Origin of the sequence: Geobacter sp., from assembly GCF_027327745.1 — a bacterium.
Taxonomy (GTDB): domain Bacteria; phylum Desulfobacterota; class Desulfuromonadia; order Geobacterales; family Geobacteraceae; genus Geobacter.
Genome location: NZ_DAHVYG010000041.1, coordinates 12628 through 37971, shown reverse-complemented (window position 1 = coordinate 37971; position 25344 = coordinate 12628). Strand labels below are relative to the sequence as shown.

General features: G+C 64.0%; 22 protein-coding genes and 1 riboswitch. Of the genes, 5 read left to right on the top strand and 17 right to left on the bottom strand.

The genetic code is table 11. The features are described from left to right. Positions 1-61: 61 nt before the first annotated feature. Positions 62-1711, bottom strand: coding sequence for a methyl-accepting chemotaxis protein (locus tag M6689_RS08760; protein WP_298270391.1), 1650 nt, complete (start codon positions 1709-1711; stop codon positions 62-64). A 265-nt stretch (positions 1712-1976) separates the two neighbouring features. Here M6689_RS08760 and M6689_RS08755 point away from each other — a divergent pair, with 265 nt between their 5' ends. From M6689_RS08755 to M6689_RS08745, 3 genes are read left to right on the top strand one after another with little or no spacing between them, the layout of a single operon-like run. Continuing rightward, entirely contained in the window at positions 1977-3002 is a 1026-nt protein-coding gene (locus M6689_RS08755) for an agmatine/peptidylarginine deiminase (RefSeq protein ID WP_298270388.1), read from the top strand. Continuing rightward, positions 2999-3883: a carbon-nitrogen hydrolase gene (locus M6689_RS08750; RefSeq protein ID WP_298270385.1), complete on the top strand. Its 885-nt coding sequence runs from the start codon at positions 2999-3001 to the stop codon at positions 3881-3883. The genes M6689_RS08755 and M6689_RS08750 overlap by 4 nt, the downstream gene beginning before the upstream one ends. 11 nt (positions 3884-3894) lie before the next feature. Next, positions 3895-4419, top strand: coding sequence for a DUF2721 domain-containing protein (locus tag M6689_RS08745; protein WP_298270382.1), 525 nt, complete (start codon positions 3895-3897; stop codon positions 4417-4419). A gap of 113 nt (positions 4420-4532) precedes the next feature. On the opposite strand, the gene glgA is transcribed toward M6689_RS08745, so the two are convergent. Then, on the bottom strand, positions 4533-6017 hold the full coding sequence (glgA, locus tag M6689_RS08740) for a glycogen synthase GlgA (RefSeq protein ID WP_298270380.1): 1485 nt from the start codon (positions 6015-6017) through the stop codon (positions 4533-4535). A 186-nt stretch (positions 6018-6203) separates the two neighbouring features. Here glgA and M6689_RS08735 point away from each other — a divergent pair, with 186 nt between their 5' ends. Then, positions 6204-6851: a hypothetical protein gene (locus M6689_RS08735; protein WP_298270377.1), complete on the top strand. Its 648-nt coding sequence runs from the start codon at positions 6204-6206 to the stop codon at positions 6849-6851. 109 nt (positions 6852-6960) lie between these two features. On the opposite strand, the gene M6689_RS08730 is transcribed toward M6689_RS08735, so the two are convergent. The 8 genes from M6689_RS08730 to M6689_RS08695 all read right to left on the bottom strand — a co-directional run bounded on the left by M6689_RS08730 (position 6961) and on the right by M6689_RS08695 (position 14697). Then, on the bottom strand, positions 6961-8010 hold the full coding sequence (locus M6689_RS08730) for a hypothetical protein (RefSeq protein WP_298270375.1): 1050 nt from the start codon (positions 8008-8010) through the stop codon (positions 6961-6963). Between the two features lie 78 nt (positions 8011-8088). Continuing rightward, positions 8089-8340, bottom strand: a complete 252-nt coding sequence (locus M6689_RS08725; protein ID WP_298270373.1) for a hypothetical protein — start codon at positions 8338-8340, stop codon at positions 8089-8091. 123 nt (positions 8341-8463) lie between these two features. Beyond that, positions 8464-8655 carry a hypothetical protein gene (locus tag M6689_RS08720; RefSeq protein ID WP_298270370.1) on the bottom strand — a complete coding sequence of 64 codons (192 nt, stop codon included), beginning with the start codon at positions 8653-8655 and terminating at the stop codon, positions 8464-8466. A 440-nt stretch (positions 8656-9095) separates the two neighbouring features. Further along, positions 9096-10496 (bottom strand): sigma-54 dependent transcriptional regulator, encoded by a 1401-nt coding sequence (locus tag M6689_RS08715; RefSeq protein ID WP_298270367.1) that lies wholly within the window; start codon positions 10494-10496, stop codon positions 9096-9098. A 33-nt stretch (positions 10497-10529) separates the two neighbouring features. Further along, positions 10530-12497, bottom strand: a complete 1968-nt coding sequence (locus tag M6689_RS08710) for a cache domain-containing protein (RefSeq protein ID WP_298270365.1) — start codon at positions 12495-12497, stop codon at positions 10530-10532. 175 nt (positions 12498-12672) lie between these two features. Further along, positions 12673-12855: a hypothetical protein gene (locus M6689_RS16295; protein ID WP_366949740.1), complete on the bottom strand. Its 183-nt coding sequence runs from the start codon at positions 12853-12855 to the stop codon at positions 12673-12675. Between the two features lie 187 nt (positions 12856-13042). After that, on the bottom strand, positions 13043-13360 hold the full coding sequence (locus M6689_RS08700; RefSeq protein WP_298270360.1) for a nucleotidyltransferase domain-containing protein: 318 nt from the start codon (positions 13358-13360) through the stop codon (positions 13043-13045). A gap of 182 nt (positions 13361-13542) precedes the next feature. Next, on the bottom strand, positions 13543-14697 hold the full coding sequence (locus tag M6689_RS08695; protein ID WP_298270358.1) for an acyl-CoA dehydrogenase family protein: 1155 nt from the start codon (positions 14695-14697) through the stop codon (positions 13543-13545). A gap of 144 nt (positions 14698-14841) precedes the next feature. Here M6689_RS08695 and M6689_RS08690 point away from each other — a divergent pair, with 144 nt between their 5' ends. Continuing rightward, the gene (locus M6689_RS08690) at positions 14842-16329 is read left to right on the top strand and encodes an aldehyde dehydrogenase family protein (RefSeq protein ID WP_298270356.1); all 1488 of its coding nucleotides are present in this window, start codon (positions 14842-14844) and stop codon (positions 16327-16329) included. Positions 16330-16340: 11 nt separating this feature from the next. Here the strand turns inward: M6689_RS08690 and M6689_RS08685 are convergent, their stop codons facing one another. The 7 genes from M6689_RS08685 to M6689_RS08655 all read right to left on the bottom strand — a co-directional run bounded on the left by M6689_RS08685 (position 16341) and on the right by M6689_RS08655 (position 25329). After that, a complete protein-coding gene (locus M6689_RS08685; protein WP_298270355.1) occupies positions 16341-18842 on the bottom strand; it encodes an EAL domain-containing protein in 2502 nt (833 codons plus the stop codon). A gap of 135 nt (positions 18843-18977) precedes the next feature. Further along, the gene (locus M6689_RS08680) at positions 18978-20114 is read right to left on the bottom strand and encodes a PLP-dependent aspartate aminotransferase family protein (protein WP_298270353.1); all 1137 of its coding nucleotides are present in this window, start codon (positions 20112-20114) and stop codon (positions 18978-18980) included. Positions 20115-20133: 19 nt separating this feature from the next. Then, entirely contained in the window at positions 20134-21270 is a 1137-nt protein-coding gene (locus M6689_RS08675; RefSeq protein ID WP_298270350.1) for a PLP-dependent aspartate aminotransferase family protein, read from the bottom strand. Positions 21271-21346: 76 nt separating this feature from the next. Further along, positions 21347-21452: riboswitch (SAM riboswitch) on the bottom strand. An 81-nt stretch (positions 21453-21533) separates the two neighbouring features. Next, positions 21534-22322 carry an inositol monophosphatase family protein gene (locus M6689_RS08670; protein WP_298270347.1) on the bottom strand — a complete coding sequence of 263 codons (789 nt, stop codon included), beginning with the start codon at positions 22320-22322 and terminating at the stop codon, positions 21534-21536. A gap of 164 nt (positions 22323-22486) precedes the next feature. Next, positions 22487-23233 (bottom strand): HAMP domain-containing sensor histidine kinase, encoded by a 747-nt coding sequence (locus M6689_RS08665; RefSeq protein ID WP_298270344.1) that lies wholly within the window; start codon positions 23231-23233, stop codon positions 22487-22489. Between the two features lie 223 nt (positions 23234-23456). Next, the gene (locus M6689_RS08660; RefSeq protein WP_298270341.1) at positions 23457-24914 is read right to left on the bottom strand and encodes an ammonium transporter; all 1458 of its coding nucleotides are present in this window, start codon (positions 24912-24914) and stop codon (positions 23457-23459) included. Positions 24915-24990: 76 nt separating this feature from the next. Then, positions 24991-25329, bottom strand: a complete 339-nt coding sequence (locus M6689_RS08655) for a P-II family nitrogen regulator (protein WP_298270339.1) — start codon at positions 25327-25329, stop codon at positions 24991-24993. Between the last annotated feature and the right edge of the window lie 15 nt (positions 25330-25344).

Here is a 25344-nt window from a genome sequence, read left to right as displayed (position 1 = left end):
CAACCAACGGCCCGGCAAAAATGCCGGGCCGTTGTCGGTTGCCCGATGTGGAAGGAAGTGGCTACGAGGCGAGCCTGAACCGGGTGACGAGGGCCTGGAGCTCCTCGGCCAGCCGGGCGAGCTGCTCGGCGGCCTGGGCGGACTCCTCGGCCCCCCGGGCCGTGTGCTGGACCACGTCGGTGATCTGCTGGATGTTGTTGTTGATCTCGGCGGTGGTGGCGGTCTGCTCCTCCGCGGCGGTGGCGATCTGGCTCACCTGCAGGGTGACGCCGCCGATCTGGTCGAGGATCGCGCTCAGGGCGTCGCCCGACCGGGCAGCGTCGCCCGTCCCGGTCTCCACCTCTCTGACCCCTTCCTCCATGGAGGCCACCGCCCCCTTGGTCTCCCCCTGGATCGCCTTGATCATCAGGGCGATCTCCTTGGTCGCCCTGGTGGTCCGCTCGGCCAGGGCCCGGACCTCGTCGGCAACGACCGCAAAGCCGCGCCCCTGCTCGCCGGCCCGCGCCGCCTCGATGGCGGCGTTCAGTGCCAGGAGGTTCGTCTGGTCGGCTATATCCTCTATGGTGCCGATGATCTCACCAATCTGGTCGCTGCGGGAGCCGAGGCTCTCCACCGTCCGGGCCGAGGAACGGACCCGCTCGGCGATCCGGTTCATGACCGTGAGGGTCTCCTGGACCACGGTCGATCCGGTTTCGGCCCGGTCGTTGGCGTGGCGGGAGCTGTCGGCCGCCATACTGCAGTTGTGGGCGATCTCCGCCGACGTGGCGGCCATCTCCTCGCTGGCGGTGGCGACGGTGGCCGCCTGCTGGGCCACCTCCTCCGCCCCGGTCGACATCTGGGTGGCGGTGGCGTGGAGCTGGGTCGCCGCCGCGGTGACCTGGGAGGCGTTATGGGCCACGAGCGAAATGATCTCGTTGATCCGGTCCGCCGTTACGTTCACATCCCGGGCGAGGAGCCCCATTTCGTCGCAGGTGGTGATGTCGGCCCGGGCGGTCAGGTCGCCGGAGGCGACCCGGTTGAGGACATCGAGCACCTTGTTGAGGGGACGGCCGATGGAAGCGGCGATGGCGGAGCCCGCAAGAAGGGACAGAACGGTCGCCGCCAGGACGATGGACACCATGACGGCAAAGTCACGGCGGTACGTCCTCATGTCGGCGGCGTACGCCGCCTCACCTTCCTTGATGTTGTAAGCGACCAGCGTCGAGGCGGCCCGGGCCGGCTTGTCGTAAAGCGGGGCGACCTTCTCCGTCGCAAAGGCCACCGCCTCGGCACGGGCCGCATTGCCGGAGGCGGCGGCCGAGGTAGCCATCTCCGCAAGCTTTTTCCCCTGGACCAGATAATCCTCGAATCCCGCCTTGAAGACGGCGATCTGCTCCTTCTCGGTGGCGTCCAGATCGTCCTTCAGATACGCGTCGAGACCGCTCTTCACCGCGTCGGCATGGGTCTGGAACTCCTGGCCCTTGGCGGCAACCTTCGCCTGGTCGGCGAGGGCGAGCATGTAGACCAGCGACAGCCGCATCTGGAGGAAGTTATTCTTGAGCTCGGACAGAAGCGCCACATGCTTCATGCTCCCGTTGGATGTGGAAATCCCGGCGCTGGTGCTCCGCATGCCGTGAAGCCCCATGGCGCCGACCACGAGCAGTGCCAGGCAGAACCCCACCGCCATGACGAGCAGTTTGCTGCGAACCCGAAGATTGCTCCATACCTCCATCAATTGACTCCTTTCATCCATGATCCGTGCAGTGGAGGGTGTGCCGCGTCGTTGAGGCGCTCACCGTACATGGACTCTTATCGGACAAGGGGAGAGAAACTTTAGCTTAGAATGGGATAATGTTGCAACATGCGCCCAAACCGCGTTGCAGTTTCGATCCAAGAGCTATTACCGGAGGCAACGCCCAGGAAATGAAAATTGCACTTTACCCCCTGATTTTGTATCATTTGGCGTTTTGTTATTCACCCGACCCAAAGGATCTGCAATGACGGTACGGCTACCGGCCGAATGGGAGGAGCAGGACGGCGTTCTCCTCGCCTGGCCCCATGAAGAGAGCGACTGGCTCCCCTGGCTCCCGATGGTGGAGCTGGTCTACGCCGAGATCGTGAAACATATCAGCCGGTTCGAAACCGCCCTGGTCGTGGCGGCCGACGGCGAGCGGACCGGGGCGATCCTCACCGCCGTCGGCGCGCGGATGGAGCGGGTCCGCCTCTTCGAGATCCCCACCAACGACACCTGGTCGCGGGACTTCGGCCCCATCACCATCGAGCGGGACGGCGCCCCCCTCCTCCTCGATTACGGGTTCAACGGCTGGGGTCTGAAATTCGCCTGCGACCGGGACAACCTCGTCACCCGGCGGCTCCGCCACGGCGGGGCCTTTGGCGCCACCCCCCTGGAGACCGTCGGGCTCATCCTGGAGGGGGGGAGCATCGAGAGCGACGGGGGGGGGGCGATCCTCACCACCGCCGAGTGTCTCCTGAACCCGAACCGCAACCCCCATCTGACCCGGGAGGAGATCGAGGCGACCCTGGGGGCCCAGCTCGGCGCCGACCGCGTGCTCTGGCTCGAAAACGGCTATCTGGCCGGTGACGACACCGACTCCCACGTCGACACCCTGGCCCGCCTCGCCCCGGACGACACCATCGTCCACGTCCGGTGCGACGACGCCGCTGATGAGCACTACACCCCCCTCTTCCTGATGGAGAAGGAGCTGAAAAGCTTTCGGACCGGGGAGGGAAAGCCGTACCGCCTCATCCCCCTTCCCTGGCCCCGGCCCTGCTACGACGAGGAGGGGGAGCGGCTTCCGGCCACCTACGCCAACTTCCTCGTCATCAACGGCGCCGTGCTGGTCCCGACCTACGATGACCCGGCCGACGAAGCGGCGCTGGCGGCCATCGGCCAAGCGTTTCCGGGACGCGAGATCATCGGCATCGACTGCCACCCCCTCATCATCCAGCACGGCTCGCTCCATTGCGTCACCATGCAGATCCCCAAAGGAGTATTGCCATGAAAACCGTAACCGTCGGCCTCGTCCAGCAGAGCTGCACGACCGACAAGGACCTCAACCTCGCCAAGAGCATCGAGAACATCCGCAAGGCCAGCGTCCTCGGCGCGAATCTCGTGGTGCTCCAGGAGCTCCACTGTGGTCCCTACTTCTGCCAGAACGAGGATACCGGCCACTTCGACCTGGCCGAGGAGATCCCCGGACCTACCACCGAACTGCTCGGCTCCGTGGCGAAGGAGTTCGGCGTGGTGCTCGTCTCCTCCCTCTTCGAGAAGCGCGCGCCGGGCCTCTACCACAACACGGCGGTGGTCTTCGAGAAGGACGGTGCAATCGCCGGGAAATACCGCAAGATGCACATCCCCGACGACCCCGGCTACTACGAGAAGTTCTACTTCACCCCCGGCGACCTCGGCTTCGAGCCGGTGCGGACCTCGGTGGGAAAGATCGGCGTCCTCGTCTGCTGGGACCAGTGGTACCCCGAAGCGGCGCGCCTCATGGCCCTGGCCGGCGCGGAGCTACTCGTCTACCCCACCGCCATCGGGTGGGACCCCCGGGACGAGGATGAGGAGAAGATCCGCCAGAAGGAGGCGTGGATCACCATTCAGCGTGCCCACGCCGTCGCCAACGGCCTGCCGGTAGTAAGCGTCAACCGCGTCGGTCACGAGCCCGATCCCTCAGGCCACCTGCCGGGGGCCCAGTTCTGGGGTTCCAGCTTCGTGGCCGGCCCCCAGGGGGAGATCATCGCCCAGGCGTCCAACGATAAGGAGGAGCTTCTCATCACCGAGGTGGACCTGGAGCGGAGCGAGTCGGTCCGCCGGATCTGGCCGTTTCTGCGCGACCGACGGATCGAGGCTTACGGCGATCTGCTGAAACGCTACCGGGATTGAAGGACCCAATCATGGCGCTCAACGAGAAGGAAATCCTGGAGGCCCTCTCCAGCACGAGGGTCCTCACCTCCATGATCACCCCAGCGGTGCTCATCTCCGCCTGCGGCTCCCTCATCTTCTCCACCGCGGCCCGTCTCGGGCGGATCTTCGACCGGGTCAACAGCTACAAGACAGAGCTGGAGGGGCTCATCGCCGCCAAGCTCCCCTACCCCGAAGAGCGCTTCGCCTACCTGGAGCAGCAGCTCCAGCGGCAGCGGGTCCGCGCCCGCCTCATCCAGCGCTCCCTCGCCGCCCTCTATACCGCCACCGGCCTCTTCGTGGCGTCGAGCCTCGGCATCGCCTTCAACGTCGCCTTCGGCTCCGCGGCCACGAGCTGGATTCCGACCGCCATCGCCCTCCTGGGAGGGCTCTTCCTCTTCGCCTCCTGCGCGATCCTCCTCTACGAGAGCCGCCACAACCTCGCCTTCATCAACCGCCACCTCGATTTCATCGACTACCTGAGCAGGAGCTCCCGCGACAGGAAAGGGGACTCCTGAGACGGTCACCGGCCGTCCCCCGCTCCTGGCGATCGGCGAGAGATCCGCACCCCGGACGCAATAAGAGGGGAGAGCCATGGGGCCCTCCCCTCTTTCGCTTCCGGTCCCGCCGGTTACCCCTTCGTCCCGAACCTCCGGCGAAGCGCCCGACGATAGAGCTCCTCGTACTTCGCCGCCGCCTCCTCCCAGGTGAAGCGCTTCGCCATGGCGTTGGCGATGAGCCGTGCCATGGCGTCCTTGCGATGGTACCAGGTGTGGACCGCCCAGCCGACCGTGTCGAAGAGGGCGCCGGCATCGAGGCTCCAGAACTTGAAGCCGGTGCCGGCGAGGCGCGCTTCGTCGAAGTTCTCCACGCTGTCGTCGAGCCCCCCCGTGGCCCGGACGACCGGCAGGGTCCCGTAGCGGAGCGAGTACATCTGGTTCAGGCCGCACGGCTCGAAGGCGCTCGGCATGAGGAAGAAGTCGGCACCCGCCTCGATCCGGTGGGCCAGCGGATTGTCGTAGCCGACGCGGATGGCGAATCTTTCGGGGTGGGCGGCCATGATGTCGCCGAAGTAGAAGTGGGCCCACGGCTCGCCGGCGCCGAGCATCACCACCTGGAGATCGAGGGCGAGGATGCGGGGAATCGCCTCGGCAAAAACATCGATCCCCTTCTGCTTCACGAGCCGCGAAACAAGCCCGAAGAGCGGCACGTCGTCCCGCTCCTGCAGCCCGAAGGCGCGCTGCAGGTCGCGCTTGCAGAGCCTTTTCCCCGCAAGGTCGGCGGCCGAGTAGTTCGCCGCAATGAAGGGGTCGGACTCCGGGTTCCAGTCGTCGTAATCGACCCCGTTCAGGATCCCCACCAGGTCGGCGGCCCGCTCCCTCACCACGCCGTCGAGTCCCCAACCATACTCCGGGGTCTGCATCTCCCGGGCATACCCCTCGCTCACGGTATTGAGGGCCGTCGCGTGGTAGATCCCCCCTTTCAGGAGATTCACCTCGCCGTCCTTCTCCAGACCGAGGAAGGTGAAATGCTCCCAGCCGACGCCGAGGACATCCATGGCCCCCTCGTAGAAGTTCCCCTGGTGCTGCATGTTGTGGACGGTGAGGACCGAGGCGCTCCGGGCGAAGCGGGGGTCGTCCCGGTAGAGGGTGTTGAGAAAGAGCGGCACGGCGGCGGTGTGCCAGTCATGGGCGTGGATGATGTCGGGGGTGAAGCCGATCATCTTCGGCAGCTCCATGGCGGCCCGGGAGAGGAAGATGAAACGGTTGTCGTTGTCGAGGAACCCTACGTTGTCGACCTCGTAGAGGCCGTCGCGGCCGTAGTACCCCTGGTGCTCCAGGAAGTAGACCGGCACGTCACTCCCCGGAAGTCGCCCTTCCCAGACGCCGCAGTACTGCTCGCCGATGATACCCATCGGCACCACGAGTATCCCCGGCAACTGCTTCAGGCCGTACTTTTCCCGATCGACCTTGTAGTAGCGGGGCATCACCACCCGCACATCGTGCCCCAGGCGCTCCAGGTGCTTCGGGAGCACCCCCACCACGTCGGCGAGCCCCCCTTCCTTGGCGAACGGGACACACTCCGAGGCGGCCATGAGGATCTTCAGCTTTTTCATTTATTACTCCCGCGACAATGAGGATCCCGAAACAGGCGGTTTTCGGGCTGACAGGCTCAGGCGGTGGATTGTACCCCGAACCTTTTCCGCCAGCCAAGCCAAAAACGTGATGCGGCGCGATTCTGGCGTTGGTGCGGAGCCGCTTCTGTGGTATCACTCTGGAGAGAACCGAACAAGGAGATCACAATGACCGATACACCCAAATCGTCAGGCGAACGCCACATCGAGCGGGTCATGGACGGGCTCGATCCCTCCTCCGAGCGCTTCCAGGTGCTGCAGAGCGCCAAACGGTTCAAGTCGTCGTGGGTGGAGCTGGGAGACAGGCTCCTCGCCGTCGGCTCCCGCAATCTCTACCGCGAATGGGGTTACGGAAGCTTCGAGGAGTACTGCACGAGGGAGATCCGGATCAAGAAGGAGACCGCCCAGAAGCTGACCCTCGCCTACCGCTTCATAGAGAAGCACGAGCCGGAGATCCTGGCCCGCAGGGAGGAGCCGCGGCCACTTCCCGACTACCGATCCATCGACCTGCTGCGCCAGGCCCGGGAGGAGAAGGGGTTTTCCGACGAGGAGTACGCCGACCTGCGCAAAAGCATCGTGGAGCAGGAGCGGAGCCACCCGACGGTCTTGAAGCAATTTCGGGAGGTGGCGAAAACCCGCGAGGAGCCGGTGCGGGACCCGGCGGTGCCGCTGCGGGCGGCCCTGGCAGCGGCCCGGCGGCTAGGCACCGCCCTGGATGGCGTGGCGGAGCTCCCCGGCGGCTACCGCGAGCTCGTGGGAGAGCTCATCGCCCACCTGGAGGGGGAACTGGAGACGTCCGAAGTCCGGGTGGAATAGGAATAATCTTCCGGGGTAACAAGGATTGAAATGAGAAGAGGCGACGGGAACTCCCGTCGCCTCTTCTGTTTTGCCATGTTTCAGGTTTTGCCCAGTCCCGAGCCCCGACTTAATGCTTCTGCTCTACTGCCTTCCTGGACGGGCCGTTCATCCGGATCGCGGCGGAGAATTCCATCCAGAAGATCAGGTAGATGGAGATCATCAGGGAGAGTCCGATGTTCTGGTTTTCGGCGCCGAGGGCCTTGGCCAGGATCGGAGAGGCGAAGCCGGCGCCGAGGCTCCCGGTGGCATGCTCGAGGAAGTAGAAGACCGGGAGGGTGAGGGCGGTGCCGACCACCATGATGGTGATGCCACGCCCCCGCTTGACCCAGTATTTGGGGGAGAAGCCGTACATCCGCATGAAGATCACCACCCAGATGATCCAGACCGAGTAGTCGACGGCGGCGTCCGGAAGAGCCAGTTTCGCCTTCACCAGTACCACCTCCAGGACGGTGACGACACCCAGGAGAATGAACATCCAGGAGAACTTCTCGTTGGCCTGGGTCTGCCAGTTGCGGCTGTCGGGGGCCGGCGACTCCTTTATCGAGTGATTGTGGGTACCGAGGGCCGAGAAGAGAATGGCGAACCAGATCCCAGCGTTGTGAAAAAGGAGCGACGAGTGGTTTCCGGCGACGTTGGCGATGCGGGACATCGGATCGCGGGCGAAGTCGGCGGCAATTCGCATCAGGAAAAGGTTTGCCAGAATGGAACAGGTGGTGATGACCGCCAGGGTAAAGAGCCGGCGGGGGAGCAGATAGGGGTCGACGCGGTCCGGGAAGCCGAGAATGAAGGCGAACCAGATCAGATACATGATGAGCGGGATGCCGTAGGTGATGCCGTACACCGCATCACCGGCGAAGTCCCCCGCCTGGGCGTAGATGACGTACTTCTCCTTGACGTTGGGGTCGGTGTTGGCCGCTTTCACCACGTCCTTGGGCATCAGCTTCACATGGGGAAGGAGCCCCATGGCGTACCAGCCATGATCCCCCTGGGTGGTATCGACGACCCAGTACTGGTTACCCATCATGTCGTCGAGTCCCTGGAACAGTTTCATACTGAAGGCGGCGCACAGCGAGACCACCACTAAAAGCAGGATTGCGTTCTTGATACTCATCGGCATCTTCGTATCCTCCGTGGAGGAAAACCGGGCTTTCCCCCGGAGTTCCCCTGGCAACTGGTTGGTGGAAGTGTGGAAGTTCTATTCCTTGTGGCTGGTCCAGAACATCGACACGGCATTGGCGGCGAACAGACCGTAGAGCCACATCGTGTTCCAGGCCGGGCCGGACCAGTGACTGCCGTGGCCCCCCCCGACGACTCCCGAGGCAATGATGATGCCGATCATCGCCGTCCCGGCTACCATCGCCACCGCGCGGAGGATGGAACTGTTCCGCCAGGTGTGCCGCTCAAGTTGCTCGATCCTTGCCAGCAGTTCAAGCTCTCTTTCGCTCATCTCTTTTCTCCTTTACGACTGAAATGACGATCAATGACGCAACAAGTGTTAGCGCGTACAGGATGTACGGACCGTGCAGATGAAGGGAAAGATTGTAAAGCATGGCAGCCTCCTTTGTTTAGTTCAGCACTTCGCCGGGGTCAGCACTTCATGGGGGAAGCGTTCGGCCAGTTCCTGGTACTTCATGCACTCGCGGTACCGGCAGCTGCAGAACTTTATGATCATGTTGACGTCGTGGGGAGAGATATAGCCGCAACCCACGTCGCAGATGTCATCACTCTTGCCGTAGAAGGGGCAGACAATTCCGTCCTTCATGGAAACCTCTATGCGAAACCGTATCGGCTAACTGATGCGCATGGGAGTGAAGCAGGATCACCTGGTCGTCACCATCCCCCACTTCGCCCATGCTTGAAGGAGTAACTGTAAACGGTAAGAGCAACCTGTATACCAAAACAGTAAAATCATTTTCGGCAATCGAAAAATTACTGCATTTTCAATGCATTACACACGGAATCACTGGCCCCGGGCGCGCCGGGCGAACCAAACGGCAAAACACCGTTTTTTGCAAAGGCGCGAGAAAGAGGTGAGAGATCATGGCGGAAGCGTTCGCGCCGTATACGACGAAAAAGAACACGAAGTGGAGTTTGTAGAACTATCTTGAAGGGTTAGAAACAGGCCGCCTCCCTGCTTGCAGTCATGCAAGGGGAGGCGGGGGGAGTTTTGCAGAAATGCAAAGAGAGGGGAAGGGAGGGACTTTACGCGAAATCCTCCCGCCGAAGCTGGTACTTCTTGATCTTGCGGTAGATGGTCGCCATGTTCATCCCCGCCTCCCGGGCAGCCGCTTCGACGTTGCCGCGGTTCTTCCGCAGGAGCCCCTTGAGGTACTCGAGCTCGAACCGGGAGAGGGCGACGGCATAGTCCCCCTCTTCCCCTTCCCCCTCGAAGCCGGAACCGGCCTCGCCGCTGCCGGCAGGAACGGGAATCTCGATGAACTGGGAGAGGACCGGGAGGGTGATGTACTCCTCGCTCTCCATGGCGGTGCACGCCTCGATCACGTTCTTGAGCTGCCGGATATTGCCGGGCCAGGCGAAGGCGGTGGCCGCCTCCAGCGCATCGTGATCGAGCCCCTTCAGGGCGGTGTCGAACTTGCGGTTCTGCAGGGTGATGAAATGGGCTGCCAGCAGCGGGATGTCGTCCCGGCGCTCCCGCAACGGCGGGAGGTGGATGTTGACCACGTTGAGCCGGTAGTAGAGGTCCTCGCGGAAGGCGCCGCTCTTCACCGCCTCCTTCAGGTCGGCGTTGGTGGCGGAGATGATCCGGACGTCCACTTTGGTCGGGGTCGTGTCGCCGATGCGGAGAAACTCCTGCTCCTGGAGGAAACGGAGAAGCGTCTTCTGCACGTTCATGGGGAGGTTCCCCACCTCGTCGAGAAACAGGGTCCCGCCGTCAGCCGCCTCCAGCAGCCCCTGACGGTTCTCCCTGGCGCCGGTGAACGCTCCCTTTTTGTAGCCGAAGAGCTCGCTCTCCAGGAGCGACTCGGGGAGCGCCCCGCAGTTGATGGCGACGTATTTCCTGTCCTTGCGGGGCGAGTTGTAGTGGATCGCCTCGGCGATCAGCTCCTTGCCGGTCCCCGACTCCCCGGTGATCAGCACCGAGGTGTCGCGCACCGCGATCTTCTCCACCCGCTCCAGCACGCTCTTGAGCCCCGTGGAGGCGCCGATGATGTTGTCGAACCGGAACTTGCCAACCAGCTTCTCCCGCAACTCCCGGTTTTCCTCCAGGAGCTGGGTATGCTTGAGGGCGTTCTTGACCCGGTAGAGGAGCTCCTCCGGCTCGAAGGGCTTGGTCAGCATGTCGTAGGCCCCCCGGCGCAGGGCCTGGATCGACATCTCCACCGTGGCGTAGGCGGTGATCATGATGACCGGGACCGTCGGGTCCTTCCCCTTTACCTTCTGGAGCACCTCCAGCCCGTCCATCCCGGGCATCTTGATGTCGGTCACCACCAGGTCCCACTCCCCCGCCCTGAACTCCTCCACCGCCTCGAAGGAACGGGTGTACCCCCTTACCGCATAGCCGCTGTCGGCGAGGACCGCTTCCATCATCCGGCAGAGCCCTTCTTCGTTGTCGATCAGCATGATCCGCTTCGCTTCAGACACGTCATCTCACCTCTTCCGAGTCATTTCGTCAACTTACAGCTCTTCCGGCGTCACCGGCAACCGCACGGTCACATCGGTCCCCTTCCCCACCTCGCTCTCGATGATGATCCGGCCGTGGTGCATCTCCACGATCTGCTTCGTGATTGCGAGCCCCAGGCCGGTCCCCCGGGCCTTGGTGGTGAAAAACGGCTCGAAGATCTTCTCCTGGTCCTCCCGGGCGATGCCGGCACCGGTGTCGCTGAAGACGACCCGCACGTACCCCTCGCCGTCGGGGGCGGTCTTCACCGTCAGCGTCCCCCCTTTGGTCATGGCGGCGCCGGCGTTGAGGATCAGATTGATCGCCACCTGGCGGATCTGATCGCCGTCGACCATGACCGGCGGGAGCTCCGGGGAAAATTCCCTGACGATGCTCACGTGATGCATGTCGGTGTGGTTGGCGGCAAAGTCGACGATCTGGCCGAGGAGATGGTTGAGATCGGTCGGCTCCAGCGACGGCTTCGGCGTCCGGGCGTAGGAGAGGAGATCCTGGACGATCTTCTTGCACCGTTTGCTCTCCCGCTTGATCTCGTGGATATACTTGAAGGAGGGCTCCTCTTCGGCGGTCTTCGACTCCAGGTAGGAAGCGTAGCCGAGGATGACCCCGAGCGGATTGTTGATCTCGTGGGCCACGCCGGAGGAGAGGACCCCGAGGGAGGCCATCTTCCCCTGCTGGGCGAGATTCGCCTCCATCTCCTTGTTCTGGCGGATGATGGCGGTCATCCGGTTGAAGGCGCCGGCCAGCTCCCCCAGCTCGTCGCTGGTCTCTACCTCCATCTGCTCGTCGAGCCGCCCCTTCTTGACCTGGCGGATCACCTCCATCATGTGGTTGATCGGATCGGTGAGGACCTTGGCGGCGAGGAAGACCAGCAGCGTCCCCAGGATCCCCACCACGATGATGATGACCGTCATGCTCCCGACGATCCGTCCCCGGATCAGGTTCGCCTCCTGGTAGAACTCGTCCTCGTAGGAGCCGACCGCCACGATCCACCCCCAGGGGCGGAAATAGTCATAACGGACGATCTTCATCCGGGGGTGACTCTCGCCGACGTTCTTCCACGGGTAGCGGATCCACCCCCGCTTCTTCTCCACCATCTCCCTGATGAACTTCCTGCCGCTGGAATCGACGGCGTTCAGGAAATTCTTCCCCTCCCCGTCGGGGTGGACGGTGAAGTTCCCCTTCTCATCCATGCAGAAGATATAGCCGGTCCGCCCCACCTTCTTGCTCTTGATCTTCTCCTTCAGCTCCTCGAAGGAGCGGCGCTCGAAGGCGAGGTTATCGTAGGTTTCCTCCAGGTACCCCCCTGCGGCGATGATCCAGTCCCACTGGGGGAAATAGCGGTACGCCACCACCTTCTTCCGGGGGTACTTGTCGCCCAGCACCGCGTTGCGCCAGGGATAGACGATGTAGAGGATCTCCCCCGGCTTCGACTTCAGGGCGTTCCGGCACATGATCCGGATGAAGGGGCGACCGTTCTCGTCTTTCTCGTTGTAGACGTTTTCCCCTTCCCGGGCGATGTGGACCTTCAGGTCTCCCCTGGTGGTCATGGCGTAAAGGTAGCCGGTCTCGCCGACGTTCACCCGCTTGAGGGCCTTTCGGGCCGCCTCCTGGGCGCTGCGGAGATCGATCTTGCCGCTTTCGTATTGGCGGTTTTCCGCCTCCACCACGTTGTAGGAAAGGTTCGTGAGGGTAGCGAGCTCCAGGCGGACGGTCCGCTCCTTGTCCTGCTTGTAGACCTGGAACTGCTGATGGTGGGAGTTGAGGAGGTCGATGGTGAAGCTGGCCATATGCTCCAGGTCGTCTCGCGCCGTCTGCGTGATCCCACGGTAGGCCTGTTTGGTGGAGATGTAGCTGATGACCCCGCCGACGACGATGATCGGGACCGTGACGAGCGGCAGCACCAGCACCAGCATCTTCCAGCGGAGCTTCAGGTTGTTCATGAAGGCGAACAGGTAACGGTGCATGGCCCTCTTCTATCCCTGCGGAGTCACGAAGGATATTATGTAAACGGCATAAAAAAAGCCAGCAGTATTTTGCATTTCTGCAAAACGGGGTGCGGCAACGGGGATAGGTATCTTCGATGAAATCAGGAGGGAAATGACCTGAAGGTGCCAGAGGTTACCCCCTGATCGGTGTAATTCAGGAATGACCAGTCTCAACGAACTGATGGAGGGACCTGACCAGCTTGAAAAGCGCTTCTCGGTCGAGTTCGACCTCGGCAGGCAGATCCTCGTAGCGAAACAGGGTTCCGTAAGGGGAGAGGATATCGAGATCGGCCAGGCCGGCTGGAAGCGGTTGTCCGGAATCTGCCAGAAGGTCCATCAGCAGGCGGAGGTTATGGGTTCTGGGATAGCCGATGCCAGCGTGGAAAAGCAAAGCCTAGAGAAATTTTTCCACGGCCTGTTGGCAATGAAACCCGAAGATTTCATCACTTACACGGTTGGATGAAAGTATTTCGGACAGGAGCGCCTCATCGTCGGCAGCCTTTTTGAGCAGGAGCATAGCCTGTTCATGCTGCCTCATAAATTACCTTCCCTTCCGTTTTTGCCCGATAATATACGTTGCCCGGGGTTTCAGCCCAATAATCGAACATCTCCTGGCTGACCACCAGCAGATCGACGGGGATACGAAGGGGGCTCAATGTCCGGTTAAGGCGCACCATCTCGGCAATGCGGTCCTTCACCTCGGCTTCGATGACGAGAATATCGATATCGCTGTCTTCACGTGCTTCTTTTCGGGCATGAGAGCCAAACAGGATGATTTTTTGCGGACGGGCAGTCTCCTTGAGCAACTCGGCAGCCCTGTCCAGAAGAGCTTGATCTATCATGGGCAACTCCATGCATTGATGCGTGTTAACAGGAAGGCTGGTGAAATTAGGATTATACAGGATTAACCGGGCAAATCAACAGGTTAGGGAATGGGCGACAGAAGCGCAGAAAGAGGATGCTCGTGAAGATCATCGGGGCATAGTTCTGCTTTGTCACATTAACCCCTTGCGATTCCCCTGTTTCAAACAAACGCCCTGACCCCGAGAATCTGCTCGCCGATGATCAGCTTCTGGATCTGGGAGGTCCCCTCGTAGATGGTGGCCACCTTGGCGTCGCGCAGATAGCGCTCCACCGGGTGGGCATTGGAGTAACCGTAGGCGCCGTGGACCTGGATGGCGTCGGTGGCGGCCCGCACCGCCGCCTCGCTGGCAAAGTACTTTGCCATGGAGGTTTCGAGGGTGTTGCGCTCGCCGCGGTTCTTGAGCTCCGCCGCCCGCAGGACGAGAAGCCGCGCCGCCTCCAGGTCCACCGCCATGCGGGCGATCATGTCCTGCACCAGCTGGAACGAGGCGAGGGGGCGGCCGAACTGGGTGCGGCTGCGGGTGTATGCCGTGCACGCCTCCACGCACCCCCGGAGGATCCCGACGCAGCCGGCGGCCACGCCGAAGCGGCCGTTGTCGAGGGCGCCGAGGGCGATCCGCAGCCCCTCGCCCACCGTCCCCAGAAGGGCACCGACAGGCACGCGGCACTCCTTCATGACGATCCCCGCCGTATTGGAAGCGCGCAGGCCGAGCTTTCCCCGGATCTCCGAGGTGGAGAAACCGGGCGACTTCGTCTCCACGAGAAAGGCGGCGGTCCCGTCGTGCCCCGCCGCTGGGGAGGTCCGGGCAAAGACGATCGCCACATCCGCCACCCCGCCGTTGGTGATCCAGGTCTTGGTGCCGTTCAGCACCCACCCGCCGTCCCGCCGCTCGGCCCGGGTGGCGATGCCGGCCGCGTCGCTTCCAGCCCCCGGCTCGGTGAGGGCGAAACAGCCGAGAAGCTCGCCACGGCAGAGGGGTGGGAGGTAGCGGCGCTTCTGCTCCTCGCTCCCCCAGCGGAAGATGACCTGCTGGACGAGCGACACCTGCACCGAGATGGTGGTCCGCACCGACGAGTCTCCCCGCCCCACTTCCTCGAAGAGTAGCGCATCGCTCACCCACTCCATCGCCCCCCCGCCGTACTCCCGCGGGATCACCCCGCCGAGGAGCCCCGCCTCTCCCATCTTCCGGATCGTCTCGGCGGGAAAGCGCTCCCGGGCGTCGTTCTCCCGGGCATGGGGAATGATCTCCGCCTCGGTGAACGCCCGGGCCCGGTCGCGGATCCTCTGCTGCTCCTCGGTCAGGGTAAAGTCCATGGTCTGCCTCCCTCTCCTTCCGTTGCATCGTATTTTCCCAGTATAACCGGGCTCCCGCCGGCGGCAACAACAGTCGAAACTTGTGGGGAGCCCGCGCTCTGGTATCGTTAATCTGAGGAAATGGCGAAACGGGGAGGTTGCACCATGGGCGACGTACTGAACTACATCGACGGGAAGTGGCTCCCTGCGGGGAGGGGGGAATGGTTCGAGAGCGTCAACCCGGCGGACAGCCGGCAGACCGTGGCGCGGGTGACCCGCTCCGGGAGGGAGGATGTAGACCGTGCCGTGGAAGCGGCGCGCTCCGCCTGGCGCACCTGGCGGCTCGTCCCGGCGCCGCGGCGTGGCGAGCTCCTCTTCCGCACGGGGGAGATCCTGATCCGGCGCAAAGAGGAGCTCGGCGAACTCGTCACCCGGGAGATGGGGAAGGTGCTCGCCGAAGGGCTCGGCGACGTGCAGGAGGCGATCGACATGGCCTTCTACATGGGGGGGGAGGGGCGGCGCCTGGCCGGCGAAACGGTGCCGTCGGAGCTCCCCGACAAAGAGTGCAGGAGCGTCCGGGAGCCGGTGGGGGTGACGGCGCTCATCACGCCGTGGAACTTCCCCACCGCCATTCCCGGCTGGAAGCTCTTCGCGTCCCTCATCTGCGGCAACACCGTGATCCTCAAACCCTCCTCCGACACCCCCGCCTGTGCCGCCGCCCTGGTGGAGGCACTGGAGGCGGCGGGGGCCCCGGCCGGGGTGGTGAACCTCGTGAACGGCCCCGGCGGGGAAATCGGCGAGTACCTCGCCACCCACCCCGGCGTCGACGCGGTTTCGTTCACCGGATCGGTGGCCGCCGGAGAACGGCTGGAAGGGATCCTCGGCACCCGCCACCGCCCCCTCGCCACCGAGATGGGGGGAAAAAACGCCATCATCGTCATGGACAACGCCGATCTGGACCTGGCCCTGGAAGGGGTCCTCTGGGGGGGGTTCGGCACCAGCGGCCAGCGCTGCACGGCGGCGAGCCGGGTGGTGGTGCACGAAAAGGTCTACGACCGGTTCCTCGGGATGCTCGTGGACGGAGCGCGGCGGCTGCGGCTCGGGGACGGCCTTACGGCGGGGACCGACGTGGGGCCGGTGGTGAACGGGCAGCAGTGTGAACGGGTCCTCGACTACATCCGGATCGGCGTCGAGGAAGGGGCGCGGCTCGCCGTCGGCGGGCGGCGCGCCGCGGAAGGGGAGCTCGCCCACGGCTGTTTCATCGAGCCGACAGTCTTCGCCGACGTGAAGCCGGCCATGCGGATCGCGCGGGAGGAGATCTTCGGTCCGGTGGTGAGCGTTCTGCGCTGCGCCAGTTTCGAGGAGGCGGCGGCCATCGTCAACGACGTCCCCTATGGGCTCTCCTCGGCCATCTACAGCCGCGACGTGAATACCACCGCCCGGGCCGAGCGGGAACTGCAGTCGGGGATCGTCTACATCAACGCCTCCACCATCGGCGCGGAGATCCAGCTCCCCTTCGGCGGCTGGAAGCATTCGGGATCGGGGCACCCGGAGGCGGGGGGGCACGGCGGGGCGCTGGAGTTCTTCAGCCGGATGAAGGTGATCTACCGCGATTTCAGCGGACGGCTCCAGAAGGCCCAGATCGACCGGTAACGCGGCGGTGGTCAGAGCCCCCCGAAGAGGCACTCCGTCTCCACCGTCGGCGCCAGGCGGCGCTGCAGCTCCGTCGGCGGCATCGGCCGGCCGAAGAGGTATCCCTGCACCTCGTCGCACCCCCGCTCCTTCAGAAACGCCCGCTCCGCCTCCTCCTCCACCCCCTCCGCCAGCACCCGGAGCCCCAGGCTGTGCCCCATGGCGACGACCGCCTCGACGATGGCCCGTCCGTCGGCATCGGTGGCGATGTCGCGCACGAAGGCGCGGTCGATCTTCAGCCGGTCGATGGGGAAATGCTTGAGGTAGCTGAGGGAGGAGTAGCCGGTGCCGAAGTCGTCAATGGCGAGACTGACCCCCCGGGCCTTGAGGTCGACGAGGGTCATGATCGTGTCGCTTTTTCCCTCCATGAGGGTGCTCTCGGTCAGCTCCAGCTCCAGAAGCTGCGGCTCGAGCCCCGTTTCCGCCAGGATCCGTTCCACCGTATCGACGAAATCCGGATGGCTGAACTGATACCCCGAGACGTTGACCGCAACGCTCACCGACCGGCAGCCGGCCTCGATCCACTCCCGGCACTGGAGGCAGGCGCTCCGCAGCACCCAGTCGCCCAGCCGGCGGATGAGCCCGATCTCCTCCGCCACGGGAATGAAGCGGGAGGGGGGGATCAGCCCCTGCTCCGGGTGACGCCAGCGCAACAGCGCCTCGACGCCATAGATCGCTCCGCTCTGCAGGTCGATCTGGGGCTGGTATTCCAGGAAAAACTCCTCGTCGAGCAGTGCGCGCCGCAGGCTCTCCTCCAGGGTGCGGCGGGCCCTGGCGCTGCGGTTCATCTCCTCCGAGAAGAAGCTGAAAGCGTTTCGCCCCTTCGCCTTGGCATCGTAGAGGGCCATGTCCACATGCCTGAGGAGCGACTCGCCATCTTCGCCGTCTTCGGGGAAGATGGTGATCCCGATACTCGTGGAGATGAAGATCTCCTTTCCGTCGATGGCGAACGGAGAGGCGAGGAGATCGAGGAACGTCCGGGCACGGTCGGCAATGCTGCGCCGGTCGCACGGTGGAGCGATGATGACGGCGAACTCGTCCCCCCCGACCCGTGCCAGGAAGTCCGAGGGACGGATGCTCTCCCTGAGCCGTTCCGTGACCGCCTTCAGCAGCTCGTCCCCCAGGACGTGCCCCAGGGTGTCGTTCACATCCTTGAAGCGGTCGAGATCGAGGATCAGAAGCCCCGAGACGCCCCCCATCCTCCTCCCCGTGGCGATGGTCTGGACGAGGCGGATCTGGAAGAGGCTCCGGTTGGGGAGCGCGGTGAGGGGGTCGAAATAGGCGAGCTGGCGGATATCCTCTTCGGCCTTGCGGCGCTCGCTGATGTCATGGGCGATGCAGACGAGCCCCTGGATATCCCCGGCGGGGCCGTGCATCGCCGCCCCGGAGATGACCACCGGGATCACCTCCCCGTCCTTGGCCCGGTACAGGAGCTCCCGGTCCGGCACCCGCTCCCCGCCGGCCATCTCCGCCAGGAGTTCCTGGGCTGCGACCCGGTCGTCCATGACGGAAACGAAGGGTTGGCCGGAGAGTTCCCCGTCGCGGTACCCGAGAAGCGAGCAGAGGGCGGGGTTGGTTCCGGCAATGGTACCGTCGGGGGTGAGGACGAGGAGGGCATCGGCCATGGAGCGGATGACGTTGTCGAGATAGGCGCTGGTAGCGACGATCTCCTCCTTGGCCGAGCGGAGGTCGTCGGTCATCTGGTTGAAGGCGGCGGCGAGGGTCCCAATCTCGGTGTATGCCGCCACGTCGATCCGCGTCTCCAGCTCTCCCTGTCCGACCCGCACAACGCCGTCGTGGAGCGTGGCGATGGGACGGGATATGGCCCGGGCGGCAAAAACGCCCCCCACGATGGCGAGGGCGAAGGCAACGGAGGAGAAGGCGGCGATCTTCAGGTAGGAGGCGGAGATGGTACTGTCCACTTCATTCCGGGTCGAGGCAAGCTCCTCGGCCTCGTAGGCCGAGGCTTGTTCCAGGGTTGAGAGGAAAACCCGCTCTTCCCCCTCGAACCGCTCTTTCAGTGGGAAGATCTGGGCCGACGACGCCCCCCTCTGAACGGCCCGGACGATCTTGCCGCTCGTTTCGACCATCCGCCGGCCCGACGTCTCGATTGCAGAGGTTATCTCCCGCTCCGCCGGTGATAGCCTGGCACGGGAATCGAGTTTCCGCAGGGTGTCGTCGAACATCTTGGCAGCCGACTCGATCATGATGAGATCGTCGGTCCTGTCCGTCTCACGCGCCTGCCGCGACTTCCCGGCGTGGGCGGAGTAGGCGAGCTCGATCGTGGAGGAGACGATGCGCAGCCCCGCGGTCCGCAGGTCGTTCAGGGCCATCATCTGCGGCACGACGTCATCGGTGACGACATCGAACACGCCGCTGATCTCGGTGACGGAACGGCCGCCGAAATAGCCGACCAGCGCCGTGAGAAGGGCGAAGAAGCAGCATCCCGCTATCAGTGTATCTCTGATCTTCATTCAGTCACGGGATTCCGGGAAGTAATGGCGCCGACCGCACGACCGGTGCCACCCGCATAGTATTGATATTGCATCTACTCAGTTCATATCGGCCGCCTCGGAAAAAACTTTACCGATGAAATGTTTTTCCCCGATTCAACCGTTGATGAGGGAGTCAAGCTCGGCGATGAGGTCGTCGGCGTCTTCGAGCCCCACGGAGAGGCGGACGAGGGTGTCGGTGACGCCGCGGGCGGCCCGGGCCTGCGGCGGCATGGCGGCGTGGGACATCTTGGCCGGATAGGAGATGATGCTCTCCACCCCGCCGAGGCTGACGGCGAAGGCGGCGAGGGTCGAGCCCTCCAGGAGCCGGCGGGTGAGCTCCACCGATTCGAGCCGGAAGGAGAGGACCGCGCCGGGGCCAGCGGCCTGGCGGGCGTGGACGTCGGCCCCGGGGTGGCTGGCGAGCCCCGGGTAGAAGACCTCCGGCACCCGCTTCTGGGCCACCAGCCAGCCGGCCACCGCCACGGCGCTTCGCTGGCTCTCCTCCATCCGCACCTTGAGGGTTTTGAGCCCCCGGAGCACGAGCCACGAATCCTGGGGCCCCAGGACCGCGCCGAAGCCGTTCTGGATGAAGGCGAGCTGCCGCCCGAGCTCCTCGTCCTTCGTCACCGCGAAGCCGCAGATGACGTCGCTGTGGCCGTTGAGGAACTTGGTGCCGCTGTGGAGCACGATGTCGCAGCCGAGCTCCAGGGGACGCTGGAGGTAGGGGGGCATGAAGGTGTTGTCCACGAGCGTTATGGCCCCCTGATCCCGGGCGATCCGCGCCGCCCCGGCCAGGTCGGTGATCTTCAGGAGCGGGTTGGAGGGGGTCTCCAGGAAGAGCCCCCTGGTGTTCGGCCGGAAGGCTGTCTCGATCTTCCCGGGGTCGGTGGCGTCAACAAAGGTCGACTCGATCCCGAGGCGGCTGAAGAGGCGGGTCAGGACCCGGAAGGTCCCGCCGTAGACATCCTCGCAGACCACCAGGTGATCACCGGGGGAGAAAAGAAGGAGCGCCGAGGAGATGGCCGCCATCCCCGAGGCGAAGGCGAAGCCGCGGCTCCCCCCTTCGAGCTGGGCAATGGTCTCTTCCAGCGCCTCCCGGGTCGGGTTGCCGGAGCGGGCGTAGTCGTACTTGCCGAAGTGGTCCACCGACTCCTGGGCGAAGGTGGAGGTCTGGTAGATCGGGACCGAGAGCGCGCCGGTGGTCGGGTCGATCTCGTGGCCGGTATGGATGATGCGGGTGCCGAATTTCATGTGCTGGGCTCCTTTTTCGTTATGCTTCAAACGCCTGGGTCAGGTCGGCGATGAGGTCGTCCGCGTCCTCGATCCCCACCGAGAGCCGCAAAAGCACCTCATTGATCCCGAGGCGGCGCCGAACCTCCACCGGGATGTCGGCGTGGGTCTGCCCCTCGGGGAAGGTGATGAGGCTCTCCACCCCCCCGAGGCTCTCGGCAAAGGAGAGGACCTTCGTCTTCAGCAGCAGCCGCTCCACCAGGGGACGCTCCGTCACCTCGAATGCGACCATGGCGCCGAACCCCCTCGCCTGTCGCGCCAGGAGGTCGTGCCCCGGATGCTCGGAGAGGCCCGGGTAGTAGACCCGGCGCACCCCGGGGTGGGTGGCGAGCCAGGCGGCGATGCGGCGGGCGTTGGCCTCCTGCCGGTCGAGCCGCACGGAGAGAGTCTTCATCCCCCGGATGGTAAGCCACGAATCCTGGGGGCCGAGGATCGCCCCCACCGAGTTCTGGTGGAAGTAGACCCGTTCCGCCAACCGGGGATCCTTCACCACCGCCAGGCCGGCCACGGTGTCGTTATGGCCGGCGAGGTACTTGGTGGCGCTGTAGACGGTGATGTCGGCCCCCAGCTCCAGGGGGCGCAGGAGGTAGGGGGTGAGGAAGGTGTTGTCGACGATGTGCAGCAGCCCCTTCTCCCGGCAGAGGGCAGAGAGGGCCTCGATGTCGGCCACCTTGAGGAGCGGGTTGGTGAGGGACTCCACGAAGAGCGCCTTCGTTTCGGGGCGGATCGCCTCCCGCACCGCCGCCGCGTCGCTCGTGTCGACGTAGCTGAAGCTGAGGCCGAACCGGCTGAAGAGCTGGTCGAAGAGGCGACAGGTGCCGCCGTAGAGATCCTCGGTCACCACCAGGTGGTCCCCCTTGCCGAAGAGGTAGAGGAGATTGGTGATGGCGGCCATCCCCGAGGCGTAGGCGAATCCCCGGGCGCCGCCGTCGAGGCGGGCGATCCCCTCCTCCAGCGCCTGGCGGGTCGGGTTGCCGGAGCGGGAGTAGTCGTAGCCGGTGCTCTGCCCGAGCCCCGGATGGCGGAAGGTCGCCGTCTGGTAAATGGGAACCGTCACCGCCCCGGTCCGGGTGTCCCACTCCAATCCGATCTGGGCCGCCTGTGTCGCGATGTTCATGGCAATGCTCCTTGAATGAAAAAATCCCCTTCCGGGGTGCGGAAGAGGATTCATCTCGCCTGAGGGGCGTCGCTCTTCCTTATCTCCCGGAACCTCTCGGTTCCGCAGGAATTGGCACCTTCCCCTTGCGGGGGGTTGCCGCGACGTCATCGGGCCGGTCCCTCGGTCGCTCGTGATAAGTACTTGATATTGGGTTGTTTATTCGTGAATCAACAAGTAAAGTTACAGACTGAAATTAATACTACTGAGCAGGTAAAGTTTAGTCAAGCCGTTTTTTCGCCCTTTCCGGCGAGGACCGCCAGCATCTCGTCGTGGATGAGGCCGTTGGAGGCAAGGATGCGGTGGTCAAAGATCGAGTGCGGCTCGCCGGCGTGGTTGGTGACCCTCCCCCCCGCCTCGGTGACGAGGAGCTGGCCGGCGGCCATGTCCCACGGCTTGAGCTTCACCTCCCAGTATCCGTCGAGACGCCCCGCCGCCACGTAGGCGAGGTCGAGGGCCGCGGCCCCTGCCCGTCGGACTGCCCGGGCGGCGAACTGGAAATTGAAGAAATTGTCGAAGTTGTTCTCGTTGTCGCGGGTCCGGTCGTAGGGAAAACCGGTGGCGAGGAGGCACCCCTTGAGGGGATGGCGCCGGGAGACGCTGATCGGACGCCCGTTGAGCCGCGCCCCCTCCCCCTTCACGGCGGTGAAAAGCTCGTCCATCATCGGGTGACAGACCACGCCGAGCCGCACCTCGCCATCGATCTCCAGGGCGATGGAGACCCCGAACCAGGGAAAGCCGTGTGCGTAGTTGGTGGTGCCGTCGAGGGGATCAATGACCCAGCGGAAGCGGGAGCCGGTGGTGTCGTACCGGTTCTCCTCGGCCAGGATGTCATGGTCGGGAAAGGTGTCGCGGACCATGCCGACGATCAGCTCCTCGCACGCCCGGTCCACCTCGGTGACGAGATCGATCTCCCCCTTGAAGCCGATCTCGTGCTCGCACCAGAGCTGCTCGCGCTGCAACTCCCCCGCGCGCCGGGCGGCCTTCACCGCCGTTTCCAGGTATCGTTCCATCACGATCGTTATCCTCCGGAGACTGTCTTTCCCGTCTTATACCAGAGCCCCCCGGCGCCCGGCGACAAAAAAAGCCGTCCCCCACGAAAGGGAGACGGCGGGAGGCATCTCGGAATTTTTGAACCCCGGAACGGCGTTTTTGCCGGTTCGGCCGTCGGCCGCCCTTACTCCGCCACCGGGAAGGTGAGGGTGAAGGTGGTCCCTTCGCCGACGACACTCTCGACAGTGATGGTCCCCCCTATCCCCTCCATGATCTTGCGGGTCACAAAGAGACCGAGCCCCGTCCCCTCCCCCGGTCCCTTGGTGGTGAAGAACGGGGTGAAGAGCCGCGCCAGCATCTCGGCGGGAATCCCCGGGCCGGTATCCGCCACCTGAACCACCACCCCGGACTTTTCACCGGGAAAGGAGCGGAGAAAGAGCTTTCCCCCCTCCTCCATGGCCTGGAGGGCATTCATGATCAGGTTGATGAAAATCTGCTTCACCCGGTTGCCGTCGGCGGCGATGGAGGGAAGCCGGAAATCGAGGTCTTCGATGACGGCAATGGAGCGCTTCTGGGCCTCGTAGCGGAGGAAGAGCATGACATCGCGCAGGACCTGGTTCACGTCCGCCTCCCGCCTCCCTTCCCCGTCGGTGCGGGAGAAGGAGAGGACCCCCTTCGTCAGCTCGGCGAGGCGGGCCGCCTCCAGATTGATCCGCTCCACCAGCTCGCGGACGAAGTCGGGAAGCCCCTCCTCGCGCAGAATCATCTGGGTGGCCGAAACGATGACAGACAAGGGGGTATTCAGCTCGTGCACCACCCCGGACGCCATCTTCCCGAGCTCGGCCATCTTCTCGTTGAAGGCCAGCAGGTCGAGCAGCTCGCCATCGGCCGGTCCGTTGTCGGCAAGGTATTTTGCAAGTGCGTTCGTCATCGATGCGCAGCAACCCCGGCAGGTAGAGTATCCATCTCTTCAATAGGCACGAGGCATGCCAGAAAACGCATTGCACACCTCGCTGAATTCACGACATATTTTTTCTGCCGACCCAACCACATGACGATTTATTGCGCAGATTACTGCCCAATATTCAAGCATAAAAAGAAAGCCGCCCGATGAGGGCGGCTTTCGTGTCGTCCGGCAACGGAGGCCGGCATTTCTAGTTGTAGGCAGACTCCGAATGCTGGGTCTGGTCGAGGCCCATGATCTCGTCTTCCTTCTCGACGCGAAGTCCGATGGTCTTGTCGAGGATGAAGGCGATGACCAGGGTGACGATGAAGGCGTAGGCGCCGGCGGCCGCCACCGCGATCACCTGTGTGACGAACTGGGAGACGTTGCCTGAGAGGAGCCCCGTGGCACCCACCGTGGCGAAGACGCCGGTGGCGAGGGCGCCGAAGGTACCACCCACGCCATGGACGCCGAAGGCGTCGAGGGAGTCGTCGTACTTCAGCTTGGCCTTCATCATGACGCCGCCGTAGCAGACCACGCCGGCGGCAAGCCCCATGAGGATGGCGGCGCCGGGCTGCACGAAGCCGGCGGCGGGGGTGATGACGACCAGGCCGGCAACGACCCCGGAGCCGAAGCCGAGGGCGGAAGGCTTGCCGGCATGGATCCACTCGGCGATCATCCAGGAGAGGCCGGCGGCGGCCGGGGCGATGGTGGTGGTGGCGAAGGCGAGACCGGCGAGCCCCCCCGCCGCGTCGGAGCAGTTCACCCCGACGATGGCGGAACCGGCGTTGAAGCCGAACCAGCCGAACCAGAGCATCCCGACCCCGAGCATGGTCAGCGGCAGGCTGTGGGGAGCCATCCGCTCTTGGGGGAATCCGTGCCGCTTCCCGAGGAAGACCAGGAACGCCAGGGCCGAGATACCGGAGGAGAGGTGAACGACGGTGCCGCCGGCGAAATCGAGGGCCCCTTTCTTGAAGAGCCAGCCGTCGGTCATCCAGACCCAGTGGGCCAGGGGATCGTAGACCAGAGTGGTCCAGAGGAGCACGAAGACGCAGTAGGCGGAGAACTTCACCCGCTCGGCGATGGCGCCGGAGATGAGGGCCACGGTGATCATGGCAAACATGCACTGGTACATGGCGAAGACGTACTCGGGAATGGAGCCCGGCTCGGTCGGGACGTTCTGGAACAGGGCATAGACCGGGTTGCCGTCCTTGAAGCTGATGAGGCCGTTCATGAGCGCCTTGGAGAGGTTGCCGACAAGGCCGCCGCCCACGTCGGGGCCGAAGGAGAGCGAGTAGCCGATGACCGCCCACTGCACGCCGACGATCCCCATGGCGACGAAGGAGTGCATGATCGTCGAGAGGACGTTCTTCTGGCGGACCATGCCGCCGTAGAAGAAGGCGAGGCCCGGGATCATGAAGAGGACCAGGGCGCAGGAGACGAGCATCCAGGCGGTGTCGCCGGTATTGAGGACCGGATCGACGTTCTTCGGGGGAGCCGGTGCGACTGCAGCGGCAGGAGCGGCGGCAGGAGTGGTTGCAGCCGGGGCCGGGGCGCTGGCTGCGGTAGTGGCCGATGCGGCCGGGGATTTGTTCTCTTCCGCGAGAACCGTGACGGGCATCACAAACAGCATTGTTGCTACGAGCAGCTTGATACATCTTTGTATCATTGTTTTTCAACCTCCGTTTTCTGGTAGTCGTTTATTGGTAGTGTATTCAATCCTTGCAAAGGTTCCGCACAGGTGATCAGACCGCCTCGTTCCCCTTCTCACCGGTCCTGATGCGGACCGCTTCATCGAGGGGAAGGATAAAGATCTTGCCGTCGCCGATCCGGCCGGTCTTTGCCGTGTTTTCGATGGTCTCGACGACCTTCGCCACAAGCTCGTCGGCAATGGCGATTTCGAGCTTGACCTTGGGAATAAAGTCGACGACGTACTCGGCACCACGGTAGAGTTCCGTATGCCCTTTCTGGCGGCCAAATCCTTTCACTTCGCTGACCGTAATACCTTCGATCCCGATTTCGTTCAGGGCATCCTTGACCTCATCCAGCTTGAACGGTTTGATAATCGCTTCTACAAGCTTCATTGCTTTCCTCCAATC

Excerpts from the sequence above, each read along its gene's own strand:
- M6689_RS08760 (WP_298270391.1), bottom strand. The coding sequence starts at position 1,711 with ATGGAGGTATGGAGCAATCTTCGGGTTCGCAGCAAACTGCTCGTCATG.
- M6689_RS08755 (WP_298270388.1), top strand. The coding sequence starts at position 1,977 with ATGACGGTACGGCTACCGGCCGAATGGGAGGAGCAGGACGGCGTTCTC.
- M6689_RS08750 (WP_298270385.1), top strand. The coding sequence starts at position 2,999 with ATGAAAACCGTAACCGTCGGCCTCGTCCAGCAGAGCTGCACGACCGAC.
- M6689_RS08745 (WP_298270382.1), top strand. The coding sequence starts at position 3,895 with ATGGCGCTCAACGAGAAGGAAATCCTGGAGGCCCTCTCCAGCACGAGG.
- glgA (WP_298270380.1), bottom strand. The coding sequence starts at position 6,017 with ATGAAAAAGCTGAAGATCCTCATGGCCGCCTCGGAGTGTGTCCCGTTC.
- M6689_RS08735 (WP_298270377.1), top strand. The coding sequence starts at position 6,204 with ATGACCGATACACCCAAATCGTCAGGCGAACGCCACATCGAGCGGGTC.
- M6689_RS08730 (WP_298270375.1), bottom strand. The coding sequence starts at position 8,010 with ATGCCGATGAGTATCAAGAACGCAATCCTGCTTTTAGTGGTGGTCTCG.
- M6689_RS08725 (WP_298270373.1), bottom strand. The coding sequence starts at position 8,340 with ATGAGCGAAAGAGAGCTTGAACTGCTGGCAAGGATCGAGCAACTTGAG.
- M6689_RS08720 (WP_298270370.1), bottom strand. The coding sequence starts at position 8,655 with ATGAAGGACGGAATTGTCTGCCCCTTCTACGGCAAGAGTGATGACATC.
- M6689_RS08710 (WP_298270365.1), bottom strand. The coding sequence starts at position 12,497 with ATGCACCGTTACCTGTTCGCCTTCATGAACAACCTGAAGCTCCGCTGG.
- M6689_RS16295 (WP_366949740.1), bottom strand. The coding sequence starts at position 12,855 with ATGGACCTTCTGGCAGATTCCGGACAACCGCTTCCAGCCGGCCTGGCC.
- M6689_RS08700 (WP_298270360.1), bottom strand. The coding sequence starts at position 13,360 with ATGATAGATCAAGCTCTTCTGGACAGGGCTGCCGAGTTGCTCAAGGAG.
- M6689_RS08695 (WP_298270358.1), bottom strand. The coding sequence starts at position 14,697 with ATGGACTTTACCCTGACCGAGGAGCAGCAGAGGATCCGCGACCGGGCC.
- M6689_RS08690 (WP_298270356.1), top strand. The coding sequence starts at position 14,842 with ATGGGCGACGTACTGAACTACATCGACGGGAAGTGGCTCCCTGCGGGG.
- M6689_RS08685 (WP_298270355.1), bottom strand. The coding sequence starts at position 18,842 with ATGAAGATCAGAGATACACTGATAGCGGGATGCTGCTTCTTCGCCCTT.
- M6689_RS08680 (WP_298270353.1), bottom strand. The coding sequence starts at position 20,114 with ATGAAATTCGGCACCCGCATCATCCATACCGGCCACGAGATCGACCCG.
- M6689_RS08675 (WP_298270350.1), bottom strand. The coding sequence starts at position 21,270 with ATGAACATCGCGACACAGGCGGCCCAGATCGGATTGGAGTGGGACACC.
- M6689_RS08670 (WP_298270347.1), bottom strand. The coding sequence starts at position 22,322 with ATGGAACGATACCTGGAAACGGCGGTGAAGGCCGCCCGGCGCGCGGGG.
- M6689_RS08665 (WP_298270344.1), bottom strand. The coding sequence starts at position 23,233 with ATGACGAACGCACTTGCAAAATACCTTGCCGACAACGGACCGGCCGAT.
- M6689_RS08660 (WP_298270341.1), bottom strand. The coding sequence starts at position 24,914 with ATGATACAAAGATGTATCAAGCTGCTCGTAGCAACAATGCTGTTTGTG.
- M6689_RS08655 (WP_298270339.1), bottom strand. The coding sequence starts at position 25,329 with ATGAAGCTTGTAGAAGCGATTATCAAACCGTTCAAGCTGGATGAGGTC.